Here is a 13,195-nt window from a genome sequence, read left to right as displayed (position 1 = left end):
TTGGAGGCCTGATCGAGACAAGCGGGAGGGGAGCCATGAAGATCACAGCGGTGCGCACGCATCTGCTCGAACACCGGCTGGACACGCCGTTCGAAAGCGCATCCATGCGTTTTGACCGCCGCGCCCATATTCTGGTGGAAATCGAATGCGACGACGGAACCGTCGGCTGGGGCGAATGCCTCGGACCGGCGCGGCCGAACGCCGCCGTGGTTCAGGCCTATTCCGGCTGGCTCATCGGCCAGGACCCGCGTGAGACCGAGAAGATCTGGGCCGTGCTTTATAATGCCCTGCGCGATCAGGGCCAGCGCGGCCTCAGCCTCACGGCCCTGTCCGGCATCGATATCGCGCTGTGGGACATCAAGGGCAAGCATTATGGCGCTTCCATCTCGATGCTGCTCGGCGGGCGCTGGCGCGAAAGCGTGCGCGCCTATGCCACCGGCAGCTTCAAGCGCGATGGCGTCGACCGCGTTTCCGACAATGCCTCCGAGATGGCGGAGCGTCGGGCGGACGGCTTTCATGCCTGCAAGATCAAGATCGGCTTCGGCATAGAGGAAGACCTCCACGTCATCGCCGCCGTGCGCGAGGCGATTGGGCCGGATATGCGGCTGATGATTGACGCCAATCACGGCTACACCGTCACCGAGGCCATCGCGCTCGGCAACCGCGCCGCCGACTATGGTATCGACTGGTTCGAGGAGCCGGTGGTTCCCGAGCAGCTCGATGCCTATGCCCGGGTGCGGGCCGGCCAGCCGATCCCGGTTGCGGGCGGCGAGACCTGGCACGGGCGTTATGGCATGTGGCAGGCGCTTTCCGCCGGCGCCGTGGATATTCTCCAGCCCGATCTCTGCGGCTGCGGCGGCTTTTCCGAAACACAGAAGATTGCGGCGCTCGCCACGCTGCACGGCGTGCGCATTGTGCCACATGTCTGGGGCACCGGCGTACAGATTGCCGCCGCCCTTCAATTCATGGCGGCGATGACGCCCGATCCGGTGCGGGTCAATCCCATTGAGCCGATCATGGAATTCGACCGTACCTATAATCCGTTCCGGCAGGCCGTGCTGAGCGAGCCGATAGAGGCGGTAAACGGCGTCGTCACGATCCCGAACGGCCCCGGCCTCGGATTAGAGATCAACCGCGACGCATTGCTTGAATTCAGGATGCCAGACCCGTGAGCGAACTTGTCAGAAAACTGAGCGGCACAGCGCCCCGGCCCGCTTTCCCGAAAGGCGCCGTCGATACGCAGATGCATCTCTATCTGCCCCACTATCCCGCCCTGCCTAGTGGACCGGGCCTGCCGCCGGGCGCTCTGCCCGGACCGGAGGATTATCGCAGCCTCATGCAATGGCTCGGCATCGACCGGGTCATCATCACCCAGGGCAACGCCCATCAGCGCGATAACGGCAACACACTCGCCTGTGTCGCGGAAATGGGCGAGGCGGCCCGCGCGGTGGTCATCATCGATGCGGGAACGACCGAAAAGGACATGGAAAAGCTTGCCGCCTCAGGGGCCGTCGGTGCGCGTATCATGGATCTGCCGGGTGGTGCGGTGAATCTTTCCGAGCTGGAAGCCGTGGACGAGCGCGCGCACGCGGCCGACTGGATGGTGGCGGTGCAATTCGACGGCAATACGCTGCTCGATCACCTGCCGCGCCTTCAGAACATCCGCTCGCGCTGGGTGTTCGATCACCACGGCAAGTTCTTCAAGGGCATCAGAACCGATGGCCCGGAAATGGCGGCGCTTCTGAAACTCATCGACCGCGGCAATCTCTGGTTCAAGTTCGCCGGCGTCTACGAAAGCTCGCGTGAGAGCTGGCCCTATGAGGACATCGCCGCCTTTTCGCGCGTCATCGCCGCCCATGCGCCGGAGCGCATCGTCTGGGGCACAAACTGGCCGCATAACTCCATCCGCGAGACTGCGGCCTATCCCGACGATGCTCGCCTTGCGGAAGTTATACTCGGCTGGCTGCCGGATGAAGCGGCGCGGCATCGCGCGCTGGTGGAAAACCCGGAAGCGCTGTTCAAGCTGCCGCCAGTCACGGCGGGATAGGTCAATCGGGGATGGCTGGGGAAGGGAGGTCCCCATCGTCCTTTTAAACTGAAAGGTCTTTGCATGCCGGCCCGGATGGGCGTGAAAAATACGGTCCGATAGCCTTGGAGGGGCTGGATCGTTTCAACAATGGAGGAGGAAAGCATGAAAAAGATTGCAAGCATGATGTGCGTCGCGATGGGGATCGCGCTCGCCGGTGTTTCCGCCAAGGCGCAGGAAATCACCTTGCGTTCTGCCGATATTCATCCCGACGGTTATCCGACGGTCGAAGCCGTGAAATATATGGGCGAGCTTCTGGCCGAGCGCACCAAGGGCCGCATCAAGATACAGGTCATGAACAATTCCGTTCTCGGCGGCGAGAAGGATACCATCGAGCAGACCCGCTTCGGCGTCATCGACATGAACCGCGTCAATGCCGCGCCTTTCAACAATCTGGTCAAGGAAACCACCGTTCTTGGCCTGCCTTTCCTGTTTCGCTCGACGGAGCACATGCACAACACGGTTGACGGCCCGATAGGCGATGAGGTTCTGGCGGCCTTCGAACCGCACGGCCTCGTCGGTCTCGCCTTTTACGATTCCGGCGCACGGTCCTTCTACACCACCAAAAAGCCCATCGAAAAACTCGCGGACCTGAAGGGCCTGAAAATCCGCGTGCAGCAGTCGGATCTGTGGATTTCGATGATGCAGGCTTTCGGCGCCAACCCGACGCCGATGCCGATGGGCGAGGTCTATTCCTCGCTTGAAACCGGCGTTGTCGACGGTGCGGAAAACAACTGGCCCTCTTACGAATCCGCCCGTCACTACGAGGTAGCGAAAAACTACTCCCTGACGGAACATTCGCTGAACCCGGAAATCCTCGTCATTTCGAAGGTCTCTTACGACAAGCTCTCTCCGGAAGATCAGAAGCTGTTGCGTCAGGCGGCCAAGGATTCCGTCGGCAAGATGCGTGAACTCTGGAGCGCCCGCGAAAAGGCATCGGAAGAAAAGGTCCGCGCCGGTGGCGTCAATGTCATCAAGGTCAACAAGGAGGAATTCGCTGCCGCGATGGGTCCGGTCTACGACAAGTTCGTCACCGATCCGAAGATGAAAGACCTTCTGGAACGGGTGAAAGCGGTCAAATAATGCGCGGAAAACCGGCCCTGGGAACAGGGCCGGTTTTCTTTTGTCGCCGTTGACGCGGAGGAACAGACAATGCGAAATTTCATGCGGGCCATTCGCCCCTTTCTCGGCGCGCTCAGCCACGCGTCGCTCTATATTGCCGGTATCGGCATGATCGCCATGACGCTTATCGTCGGCTGGCAGGTCTTTGCGCGGTATATTCTCAACGATTCACCCAGCTGGTCGGAGCCGCTGTCGCTGCATCTCATGTCGTGGTTCATCATGCTGGGGGCGGCAGTGGGCGTGCGCGAGAGCGTGCATCTGGGGCTTGATATTTTGCGCTACATGATGCCGCCGCGCGTGCAGAAGGGCATGGACCTGACAAGCCTTGCGCTGATCTTCTTCTTCGGTGCCGGCATGGCCTGGTATGGCACCTCGCTTTCCATGGGCACATGGACGGCGACGATCCCAGTTCTCGGCTGGCCGGGCGGCACGGATTTCTTCCCGCTGATCGGCGGCGGTTTCCTCATCGCGCTGTTTGCGGCTGAACGTTTCGTCGATCTCGCCATCGGCGAGGAGATTGCGGCCGACGTGATCGTGCAGGAGGCCGCATAAATGGCTTACACCATTCTCTTCGGGGTCTTCACCCTGCTGATGCTGATCGGCACGCCGATCGCGTTCTGCCTCGGCATCGCCTCTTTCGCCACGGTTCTTTATCTCGGCCTGCCGCCCATCGTGGTGTTCCAGCAGATGAATTCCGGCATGAACGTGTTTGCGATGATGGCGATACCGTTTTTCATCTTCGCCGGCGACCTGATGGTGCGCGGCGGCATCGCCCATCGCCTCATCCGCTTTGCGGCCGGTCTCGTGGGGCACCTGCGCGGCGGCCTCGGCCAGGTCAATATCGTGGCCTCGACGCTGTTCGGCGGCATTTCCGGCTCGGCCGTGGCCGATGCCTCGGCCGTCGGCGGGTTGATGATCCCGCAAATGGCCAAGCGCGGTTATGACAGGGACTATGCGGTCAATGTCACGGTCAATGCGGCCATCATCGCGCTGATGATACCGCCCTCGCATAACATGATCCTTTATTCGATTGCGGCGGGCGGCAATGTTTCGGTGGCCGATCTCTTCACCGCCGGCATCGTTCCGGGTTTCCTGCTTGCAGCGGCGCTGATGGTGACGGCCTATATCGTTGCCCGGCGCAAGGGTTATCCTTCCGAGCCGTTCCCTGGCTTCTCGAAGCTGATGTATTATCTCCTGGCTTCGTTCCCCGGCATCCTGTTGATCGGCATCATCTTCGGCGGCGTGCGTTCGGGCATCTTCACCGCGACGGAAAGTTCCTGCATCGCGGTTCTCTACGCCTTCCTCGTTGCCATGCTCGTCTACCGCGAGCTGGACTGGAGCGGTTTCGTCGAGGCGGTGATGGGTGCGGTGCGCACGACGGCCATGGTTCTGCTGGTCATCGGCACGGCGGCGTCCTTCGGCTGGCTGATGGCCTTCCTGCAGGTGCAGACGCTGATGATTGCCGCTATCAGCGCGATTTCGGACAATCCGATCATCGTGCTGCTCGTCATCAATGTCATCCTGCTGTTGCTCGGCACCTTCATGGACATGGCGCCGATGGTCATCATCTCCACGCCGGTGCTTCTGCCCGTCGTGAAGGCCTTCGGCATCGACCCCGTGCATTTCGGCGTGGTGATGATCCTGAACGCCGGCATCGGGCTCAACACGCCGCCGGTCGGAACGGTGCTTTTCGTCGGCTGCGCGGTGGGCGGCATATCGATACGGGAAGCGATGCGGACGATCTGGCCGTTCTTTGGGGCCAGCATCGCGGTGCTGCTTGCCGTCACCTATATTCCGTCGCTGTCCCTGTGGTTGCCGTCACTGTTCCGGTAATTCCAGCGCTTTTAAACGAGAAGGCCCCGCTATGCCGGGGCCTTTTCCGTTTCAGTGGCAAGCAGCCTTTGCTGTTCGTGTTCGTCAAAGGCCATGAGATTGCCGTGCCTGCTGCGGCGTATGCGGTTCATATGGTCGCGCGGGCTTAACCCCAATGTCCGTTTGAACATGCGCGAGAAATAATAGGGGTCGCCATAGCCCACTTCGGCGGCCGCCGCCGAGACCGAAAGCCCCGCCTCGAGAAAATGCATGGCGCGTTCCATGCGTTTGAACTCCTGATATTTGCGCGGCGTCCGTCCCACCCGTTTCTGGAATTCGCGCAGAAAATAATCGCGATTATAGGGAGCCGCCTCGGTCGCCCGGCTGGCAATGTCGGGGTCCAGCGGATTGGCCGAAATCATGGTGATCGCCTTCATCACCGCAAGGTCGAGGCCTTCCGTGCCCTCCGGCTGGAAACTCGGGCGGTCCACCCATCCGAGGAAGGCGTCGTCAATGAAGGCGATGAGAAGCACCATAAAGAGATGATGCTGGCCAAGCGTGACGGAGGAGGGCGGGGCGCTCTGCCGGTAGTGGCGCACCAGCGGTTCCAAGAGCGCCCAGCGGCTCAGCCTCACTTTCGGCTTCAGGTCCATCTGCGCGATCAGGTTGTGGCGGCCGTAAATATCCAGCGTGAAATGCTGCGCCACCCCGCGATAGGTGACGGCCTGCTCGTTCCAGCCGACAAAGCGCTGCCCCCGGAAAATCAGCATGGCGTCACCCGGCTCCAGCACCCGCGCCTCGCCATCAACGAGATAATGCCCGCGCCCTTCCAGACAGATGATGAGGTCGTCCACCTGGTTGGATTTGTCGATCTGCCAGGTGCGCGAATGCTCCATCTTGATCGTTGCGCGCGTCAGGTTGAGGTTGAGCGCCGCAGGTGGAACGGACGATAGAATGCCACCTTCGATTTCGTCCATCTTTTTCCTCGTCTTTGTTAATTCACCTTGGCGCGGAAATTTGGTTTTGTCACCGCATAAATTGCTTTTACGCGCCGTATCAATGAGGGAGGAGATCGGTCGCGGCGAGAAATTGCCCCATCACGCGCCCGCCGCTGGCTGTTCCGGGAGAATCACTTGTACGAAATTGTATTCTGTCATTCGCGTTCCACTGGGACGCGGGGAGGAGCATTATGAAATCTCAGCGCTTCCTCGGGCTGGGATATCTGACGCCTTATATCGTCGGGCTTCTGGTCTTCACGGCCATCCCGTTTCTCGGCTCGCTCTATCTCAGCTTCACCCGTTACGATCTGATGAGCGATCCCAGCTGGGCTGGATTGGCCAATTACGAGCGGCTGTTCACCCGCGACCGCACCTTCATGAAATCGCTGAACGTTACCCTGTTCTACGTGTTTCTGACGGTGCCGCTGAAGCTTGCCTTCGCGCTGTTCATTGCGGCCATACTCAATTACAAGCTGCAATTCATCAACTTCTTCCGCACCGCCTTTTACGTGCCGTCCATTCTTGGCGGCTCCATCGCGATTGCGGTTCTGTGGCGCTATATCTTCGCAAGCGAGGGACTCGCCAATATGGCGCTGGTCGCCATCGGCCTGTCGCCGGTGGACTGGTTCGGCGATCCGGGCAACGCGCTTTTCACCATCACGCTGCTGCGCTGCTGGCAGTTCGGTTCGGCCATGGTGATATTCCTCGCCGCGCTGCAATCCATCGACAAGTCGCTTTACGAGGCCGCCGCCATCGATGGCGCAGGCAAGGTGAGAACATTCTTCTTCATCACGCTGCCGCTGCTGACGCCGGTGATCTTCTTCAACCTCATCATGCAGATGGTTCAGGCATTCCAGGAGTTCAACGGGCCTTACATCATCACCCAGGGCGGGCCGTTGAAGTCAACTTATCTCCTGCCTCTTTACATCTATGACGAGGCCTTCAAGAAGTTCAACATGGGCTATGCCTCCGCCATCGCCTGGGTGCTCTTCACCATCATCACCGTGCTGACCCTCGTGGCCTTCTGGTCGTCGAAGAAGTGGGTCTATTACGCCGGCGACAAGCGGAACTGATGCCATGACCGATATCGCAACCCTAAACGACATGCAGGCGGCCCGCCGGGCGCGGCTGAGGCTCGTCTCCACCTCGGTCCGTTACGTGCTTCTCTTCGCGGTCGGCCTCATCATGCTCTATCCGCTGATCTGGCTGGTGGGCGCGAGCTTCAAGACCAATTCGGAAATCTTCTCCGGGGCCGGTTTCATTCCCGAAAACCCGACTCTGGACGGCTATATCCGCGGCTGGGAAACCTCGACGCCCTATACGTTCGGCCGGTTCTTCTGGAATTCGTTCCTGATCATCCTGCCGAAAGTCATCGGCACGGCGATTTCCTGCACCATGGCGGCCTATGCCTTTGCCCGCTTCGATTTTCCGCTGAAGAAGATCCTGTTCGGCTCGGTCATCGCCATTCTGCTGCTGCCGAATGTCGTTACCCGCATTCCGCAATATATCCTGTTTCGCGATCTCGGCTGGCTGGACAGTTTCCTGCCGCTCTGGGTGCCGTCCGCGCTCGCCGGCGATGCCTTCTTCGTCTTCATGCTGGTGCAGTTTCTGCGCTCGCTGCCATCGGACATGGAAGAGGCCGCCCGGGTGGATGGCGCCAACAGCCTGCAGACCCTCATCTATATCGTGGTGCCGATGCTGGCGCCCGCACTGATCTCGGTTTGCCTGTTCCAGTTCATGTGGACGATGAACGATTTCCTCGGGCCGCTGATCTACCTGTCATCGGTCGACAAATATCCGGTGAGCCTCGCGCTCAAACTCTCCATCGACACTACCGAAGCCTTCGAATGGAACCGCATCCTGGCAATGTCGGTGCTGACGATCGCGCCTGCGCTGATCGTGTTCTTCGCGGCGCAACGGTATTTCATTGAAGGGATCTCGTCTGGCGGGGTCAAGGGCTGAAAATGGCAAGCGTTCAACTTAAAAATCTCGAAAAAATCTATGGCGGCAGCTTCAAGGCCGTGCACGGCATCAATCTCGAGGTCGAGGATGGTGAGTTCATGGTGTTCGTCGGCCCTTCCGGCTGCGCCAAATCCACGACGCTGCGCATGGTGGCGGGGCTGGAGGAAATCACCGGCGGCGAAATCCTGATCGGCGACCAGCGCGTCAACGACCTGCCGCCCGGCAAGCGCTCCATCGCCATGGTGTTCCAGAATTATGCGCTTTATCCGCATATGAAGGTGCGCGGCAATCTCGCCTTCGGCCTGAAGATCGCCGGTGTCGCGAAGCCCGAGATCGAAAAGGCAATCGACAATGTCGCGCGCATTCTCGAAATCGAGCCGCTGCTCGACCGTCTGCCGAAACAGCTCTCGGGCGGGCAGGCGCAGCGCGTGGCGCTGGGCCGCGCGCTCATCAAGAAGCCCGGCGTGTTCCTGTTCGATGAGCCGCTGTCCAATCTCGACGCAAAGCTTCGCGCCTCCATGCGGGTGCGCATCACCGATCTGCACCGTCAGTTGAAGGCGGAAGGCCTGTCCTCGACGGTCATTTACGTCACCCATGACCAGACGGAGGCCATGACCATGGGCGACCGTATCTGCGTCATGCAGGCGGGCCGCATCATGCAGGTCGCGACGCCGAAGGAGCTTTATAACCATCCCGCCAATCTTTTCGTCGCCGGCTTTATCGGCACGCCGGAAATGAACCTGGTGGATGTGGCAATCGACGGCGCGGAATTCGTCATCGCCGGCCAGCGGCTGCCCGTCGGTACGCATCTGGAGCAGCGGCTATCGGCGAGACCCGCAGACGCCGTCATCGGCATCCGCCCGCAGCATCTTTCGCTGGCGGGAGAAGCCGATGGCCCGGCGCTGCAGGCGAAACTCACCAATGCGGAATTCATGGGCCACGAGGTCTATCTGCACGCCGATCTCGGCGGCCAGAAGCTGGTGAGCGTGGTCGGTGCGGCAGAGTTCGAGGCGCTTGGGCGCGACGGCATCCTGCGGCTGAAGCCGGACCCGGAGAAGCTGCATATTTTCGACAAGGCCGATGGTCGCAACGTCTCGCTGTGAGGAGGGGACGGGCGTGCCTGATTTTTCGAGGAGGAGAAGAACAATGAAGACGATGACAAGAATGATGGCGATGCTCGCCGGCGCCGCTTATGTGGCGATGGCGACGGCCCCGGCGGCAGGTGCTGCGGAACTGCGCATGTCGTGGTGGGGCGGTGAAAGCCGCCACGTCGCCACCCAGAAGGCCATTGCCGCCTGCGGCGAGAAATACGGCCACACGGTGAAGGGGGAATTCACCGGCTTCGACGGCTATCTGGAAAAGCTCACCACGCAGATGGCAGGCAAGACGGAGGCCGATATCGTTCAGGTCAACTGGCCGTGGCTGCCGCTGTTTTCCAAGAACGGAGAAGGTTTTGCCGATCTGCGCCAGCTGAAACCGCTCGATCTTTCGCAATGGGCGGAGAGCGATCTGGACGCCGGTTCGATGAATGGCGTGTTGCAGGGGCTTTCCGTTTCCACCACCGGCCGCGTCTTCTTCTTCAACGCCACCACCTTCGAAAAGGCCGGCGTTGAAATTCCGAAGACCTGGGACGAGTTTTTCGCGGCAACCAAGACCATCAAGGAAAAGCTCGGCAAGGACTATTACACCTTCAATGCCGTGAAGGAGACTGCCCAGCTGCTGGTGACGCTGGCTGTCGTGCAGAAGACCGGCAAGGATCTGGTCGATCCCAAGACCAACCGCGTGGCCTGGACGCCGGAGGAGCTGGCCGAGGGCATTTCCTTCGTCGGCAAGCTGGTCGAAACCGCATCGATCCGCTCGCAGAAAGAGGAAGCGGCCGACGGTAACGTCAATCTTTACGAAAAGCCGTCCTGGTCCGAAGGCCGGATTGCCGGTTCCTATGAATGGGATTCGACCTATTCGAAATATGCCGATCCGCTCAAGGAAGGGCAGGTTCTGAAACCGTTCCCGATGCTGAAGCTTGCCGATGCCGTAACCGAGGGCGTCTATCGTAAGCCCTCCATGGTGTTTTCGATCTCGAAAAACTCTAAGAACCCGGAGGCGGCCGCGCAAATCCTGAACTGCCTGCTGAACGAACCTGAGGGCATCGATGCGCTCGGCACCTCACGCGGCCTGCCCGCTTCGAAGGCAGCGGCGGCGCGTCTGGGTGACAAGGGCGAGCCGGAGGTGCGGGCCGCCAACGCCATCGTCATGGCGGCATCCGGACCGGTGGTGTCACCCTTCAACGAGCATCCTGAAATCCGCTCGGGCTTCATCGATACGCTTGAGGAATATGCCTATGGCCAGCTGACGGCGGAAGAAGCGGCCGAGCAGATCATCGATACGACCAACGATGTTCTTGCCAAATTCGATTGACGACGATGGCCTGCCGCCTCAATGGCGGCAGGCTCCCTATCCGGCTGCCGGATGATGTGAGGCATGTCCGCCAAGGGTTTGGCCGGACAGGCACCAAAGACGAGAAAAGAGCATGAACGAACCCCTTATCATCGCGTCTTCGGCGCGAACGGCAGCGCTTTGCCTTGCCGTGCCCGGCGCTCGCTATTTCCTTCCGTCCAAAACGGCATGGCGTTTGACGTCGGCGGATGGCGCCGAAAGGAGAGGCGAAACCGCGACCGTGGTGATGCTGCTGCATGATCTCTCCCCGGATACGCGCTATGTTTTCGAAGCGGAGGGGTTCGGGCGGCTGGAGTTCAGAACCGCCCCCTGTGCCGGGCTTGTCGAGGCTGCGGAATTTTCCCTGATGCCGGGTGTTGCGCTGGATGATGAGACACGTGCGCGCGCCAATGCACAGGCGCTGGAAAGGGCCGTGGCTGCGGTTCCGCAGGGTGGCACGTTGCGTCTCGGGGCCGGTCTCTGGACAGCCTTTCCCGTTCGCCTGAAAAGCAACATGACCTTCCACCTTGCCGAAGGAGCCGTGCTGCGCGCGCCCTCCACCCGCAGGGGCTGGCCGATCCTGCCTGCCCGCGATGGGGCAGGCCGTATGCTCGGAAGCTGGGAAGGCTTGCCGGATGCCTGTTTTGCCGCGCCGGTTCATGCCATCGCGGCAGACAATCTCGTCATCGAGGGCAGGGGCGTTCTCGATGGTTCGGGCGATAGCGGCGACTGGTGGAGCTGGCCGAAAGAAACTCGCGACGGCGCGCGCCGGCCGCGTGGCCTGCATCTCGTTTCCTGCCGGAACACAAACCTGCTCGGTTTCACCATCCAAAACGCCGCCTCCTGGACGATCCATCCGCAGGGCTGCGAAGACTTGATCGCCGCCGGCCTCAGCATCGTCGCACCGCATGACAGCCCGAACACCGATGGTTTCAACCCCGAAAGCTGCCGCAACGTTACGATATCAGGCGTGCGCTTTTCCGTCGGCGACGATTGCATCGCGGTGAAGGCGGGAAAGCGCGGCCCCGATGGCGAGGACGATCATCTCGCGGAAACGCGCGGCATTCGGGTGCGCCATTGCCTGATGCAGCGCGGCCATGGCGGGCTGGTGATCGGTTCGGAAATGTCCGGCGGTGTGCATGACGTGGCGGTCGAGGATTGCGACATGGTCGGCACGGATCGCGGCCTGCGCCTCAAGACACGGCGCGGGCGGGGCGGAACAGTCAGCAACATCGCCATGCGCCGGGTGCTGCTGGATGGCGTGCACACCGCGCTTTCCGCCAATGCCCATTACCATTGCGACGCCGATGGACATGACGACTGGGTGCAGTCGCGAAAGCCTGCGCCGGTCGATGGCGGCACGCCCTTTATCGACGGTATTACCGTGGAGGATGTCGAAATCCGCAATCTCTCCCATGCGGCCGGTGCTTTTCTCGGCCTTGCCGAAGCGCCCATCCGCAACATCGCCATCCGCAATCTCACCATTGTCTCGCGTGATCCTTCGGCCACCGCAACGCCGCCGATAATGGCCGACCGGGTGCGCCCCATGCGCCATGAGGCGATTGTTTTCGAGCAGGCGCATATAGTCAGCGATAATCCCGCCCTGTTGAGCGATGCTTCCGTTTCCATTGTGTCAGATTTCGATTGAGAAAGCCGATGAAAGCCACTGAATATTTTGATCAATTCTCCAGTCGCTATAAACATTACAAGGGCGGAAGCTGGTGTTATGAGGATGGATGCGTCTATCGCGGCCTGCAGCAGCTGTTCGAGGCGACGGGTGATGCGCGCTGGAACGACCATCTGCATCGTCTCGCCGATGCGCAGATAGCGCCAGACGGCACGCTCGCCGGGTACGATCCGCAGGAATATAATATCGACCATATTCTCGCCGGCCGTATCCTCTTTCCCCTTGCGGCGGAAACGGGCGATCCGCGTTACCTCGCTGCGGCGGAACATCTGGCGGGGCAACTGCGCAGCCATCCACGCATCGCATCCGGGAATTACTGGCACAAGAAGCGTTATCCGCATCAGGTCTGGTTGGACGGGCTTTATATGGGGCTTCCTTTCCAGATCGAATATGCGCAGGAGACGGGCCGGGCGGAACTGATCGACGATGCACTGCGGCAGTTTTCAGCGGCACTCGCGGCGACCGAGGATAGCGGTGGGCTCTATGCCCATGGTTACGACCACAGCCGCAGCCAGCGCTGGGCCGATCCTCAAAGCGGCAAGTCTCCAGCCATATGGGCGCGCGCGGTCGGCTGGCTGGCCATGGCGCTGGTGGACGCGCTGGCCATCCTGCCGGAAGACGGCGCGACGGCGGCGCTTCGCAACAAGACGCAGTCGCTTCTGACCGGCATCATCGCACGGCAGACCGAGACAGGGCTCTGGATGCAGGTTCTCGACAATCCGGGCCTTGCGGGCAATTACGAGGAAACATCCGCCTCAGCCATGTTTGCCTATGCCTTGCTGCATGCAGTGCGGCTGAAGCTCGTGCAGGGCGAAGAGGCGAATGCCGCCCTTTCGGCGGGTCGTCGCGCGCTTGAGGCGCTTCTTGAAACCCGGCTGAAAGCCGATGAAGAGGGCGTGACGCGCCTCACCGGCATCGTTCATGTCGCGGGCCTTGGCGGCTTTGAGGGCAATTATCGCGATGGAACGCCGGAATATTATCTGACCGAGCCGGTGGTGTCCGACGATGCCAAGGGGGTCGGGCCGCTGATGATGGCCTATGCCGAATGCCTGCTTCTGGCCAAGCCGCAGGCGCAGGCTGTTTCAGCGGCGTGAC

12 protein-coding genes are annotated in these 13,195 nt (G+C 61.0%); 11 read left to right on the top strand and 1 reads right to left on the bottom strand.

What is annotated here, in order from left to right; all coding sequences use genetic code 11:
- The first annotated feature begins 35 nt into the window (after nucleotides 1-35).
- From RAC79_RS18030 to RAC79_RS18010, 5 genes are all read left to right on the top strand, one after another.
- A complete protein-coding gene (locus tag RAC79_RS18030; protein WP_174039826.1) occupies nucleotides 36-1,172 on the top strand; it encodes a D-galactarolactone cycloisomerase in 1,137 nt (378 codons plus the stop codon).
- Entirely contained in the window at nucleotides 1,169-2,047 is an 879-nt protein-coding gene (locus tag RAC79_RS18025; protein WP_174039825.1) for an amidohydrolase family protein, read from the top strand. The genes RAC79_RS18030 and RAC79_RS18025 overlap by 4 nt, the downstream gene beginning before the upstream one ends.
- 144 nt (nucleotides 2,048-2,191) lie before the next feature.
- Nucleotides 2,192-3,169 (top strand): TRAP transporter substrate-binding protein, encoded by a 978-nt coding sequence (locus RAC79_RS18020; protein WP_078053649.1) that lies wholly within the window; start codon nucleotides 2,192-2,194, stop codon nucleotides 3,167-3,169.
- 69 nt (nucleotides 3,170-3,238) lie between these two features.
- Nucleotides 3,239-3,760, top strand: a complete 522-nt coding sequence (locus RAC79_RS18015) for a TRAP transporter small permease (protein ID WP_003522682.1) — start codon at nucleotides 3,239-3,241, stop codon at nucleotides 3,758-3,760.
- Complete coding sequence (locus RAC79_RS18010) at nucleotides 3,761-5,041, top strand: TRAP transporter large permease (RefSeq protein WP_059757073.1); 1,281 nt, start codon at nucleotides 3,761-3,763, stop codon at nucleotides 5,039-5,041.
- A 29-nt stretch (nucleotides 5,042-5,070) separates the two neighbouring features.
- Here RAC79_RS18010 and RAC79_RS18005 read toward each other — a convergent pair whose 3' ends face one another.
- Complete coding sequence (locus tag RAC79_RS18005; protein ID WP_174039824.1) at nucleotides 5,071-5,997, bottom strand: AraC family transcriptional regulator; 927 nt, start codon at nucleotides 5,995-5,997, stop codon at nucleotides 5,071-5,073.
- A gap of 212 nt (nucleotides 5,998-6,209) precedes the next feature.
- On the opposite strand from RAC79_RS18005, the gene RAC79_RS18000 reads away from it, so the two are divergent.
- The 6 genes from RAC79_RS18000 (at nucleotide 6,210) to RAC79_RS17975 (ending at nucleotide 13,194) form a co-directional block, all read left to right on the top strand.
- A complete protein-coding gene (locus RAC79_RS18000) occupies nucleotides 6,210-7,091 on the top strand; it encodes a carbohydrate ABC transporter permease (protein WP_003522679.1) in 882 nt (293 codons plus the stop codon).
- Between the two features lie 4 nt (nucleotides 7,092-7,095).
- Nucleotides 7,096-7,980, top strand: a complete 885-nt coding sequence (locus tag RAC79_RS17995) for a carbohydrate ABC transporter permease (RefSeq protein ID WP_059757080.1) — start codon at nucleotides 7,096-7,098, stop codon at nucleotides 7,978-7,980.
- A gap of 2 nt (nucleotides 7,981-7,982) precedes the next feature.
- Nucleotides 7,983-9,083 carry an ABC transporter ATP-binding protein gene (locus RAC79_RS17990; protein ID WP_174039823.1) on the top strand — a complete coding sequence of 367 codons (1,101 nt, stop codon included), beginning with the start codon at nucleotides 7,983-7,985 and terminating at the stop codon, nucleotides 9,081-9,083.
- A gap of 43 nt (nucleotides 9,084-9,126) precedes the next feature.
- A complete protein-coding gene (locus RAC79_RS17985) occupies nucleotides 9,127-10,395 on the top strand; it encodes an ABC transporter substrate-binding protein (RefSeq protein ID WP_174039822.1) in 1,269 nt (422 codons plus the stop codon).
- Between the two features lie 112 nt (nucleotides 10,396-10,507).
- Entirely contained in the window at nucleotides 10,508-12,061 is a 1,554-nt protein-coding gene (locus RAC79_RS17980) for a glycoside hydrolase family 28 protein (protein ID WP_174039821.1), read from the top strand.
- An 8-nt stretch (nucleotides 12,062-12,069) separates the two neighbouring features.
- Entirely contained in the window at nucleotides 12,070-13,194 is a 1,125-nt protein-coding gene (locus tag RAC79_RS17975) for a glycoside hydrolase family 105 protein (RefSeq protein ID WP_374997423.1), read from the top strand.
- The last annotated feature ends 1 nt before the right edge of the window (nucleotide 13,195 follow it).

Source organism: Agrobacterium sp. LR_9 (assembly GCF_041954855.1).
In the GTDB taxonomy this organism is placed as follows: Bacteria; Pseudomonadota; Alphaproteobacteria; order Rhizobiales; family Rhizobiaceae; genus Agrobacterium; species Agrobacterium leguminum.
The sequence above is the reverse complement of the archived record's forward strand: the minus strand, read 5'-3'. Positions and strand labels throughout refer to the sequence as shown.

Excerpts from the sequence above, each read along its gene's own strand:
- RAC79_RS18000 (WP_003522679.1), top strand. The coding sequence starts at position 6,210 with ATGAAATCTCAGCGCTTCCTCGGGCTGGGATATCTGACGCCTTATATC.
- RAC79_RS17990 (WP_174039823.1), top strand. The coding sequence starts at position 7,983 with ATGGCAAGCGTTCAACTTAAAAATCTCGAAAAAATCTATGGCGGCAGC.
- RAC79_RS17985 (WP_174039822.1), top strand. The coding sequence starts at position 9,127 with ATGAAGACGATGACAAGAATGATGGCGATGCTCGCCGGCGCCGCTTAT.
- RAC79_RS17995 (WP_059757080.1), top strand. The coding sequence starts at position 7,096 with ATGACCGATATCGCAACCCTAAACGACATGCAGGCGGCCCGCCGGGCG.
- RAC79_RS18020 (WP_078053649.1), top strand. The coding sequence starts at position 2,192 with ATGAAAAAGATTGCAAGCATGATGTGCGTCGCGATGGGGATCGCGCTC.
- RAC79_RS17980 (WP_174039821.1), top strand. The coding sequence starts at position 10,508 with ATGAACGAACCCCTTATCATCGCGTCTTCGGCGCGAACGGCAGCGCTT.
- RAC79_RS18030 (WP_174039826.1), top strand. The coding sequence starts at position 36 with ATGAAGATCACAGCGGTGCGCACGCATCTGCTCGAACACCGGCTGGAC.
- RAC79_RS18010 (WP_059757073.1), top strand. The coding sequence starts at position 3,761 with ATGGCTTACACCATTCTCTTCGGGGTCTTCACCCTGCTGATGCTGATC.
- RAC79_RS17975 (WP_374997423.1), top strand. The coding sequence starts at position 12,070 with ATGAAAGCCACTGAATATTTTGATCAATTCTCCAGTCGCTATAAACAT.
- RAC79_RS18015 (WP_003522682.1), top strand. The coding sequence starts at position 3,239 with ATGCGAAATTTCATGCGGGCCATTCGCCCCTTTCTCGGCGCGCTCAGC.
- RAC79_RS18005 (WP_174039824.1), bottom strand. The coding sequence starts at position 5,997 with ATGGACGAAATCGAAGGTGGCATTCTATCGTCCGTTCCACCTGCGGCG.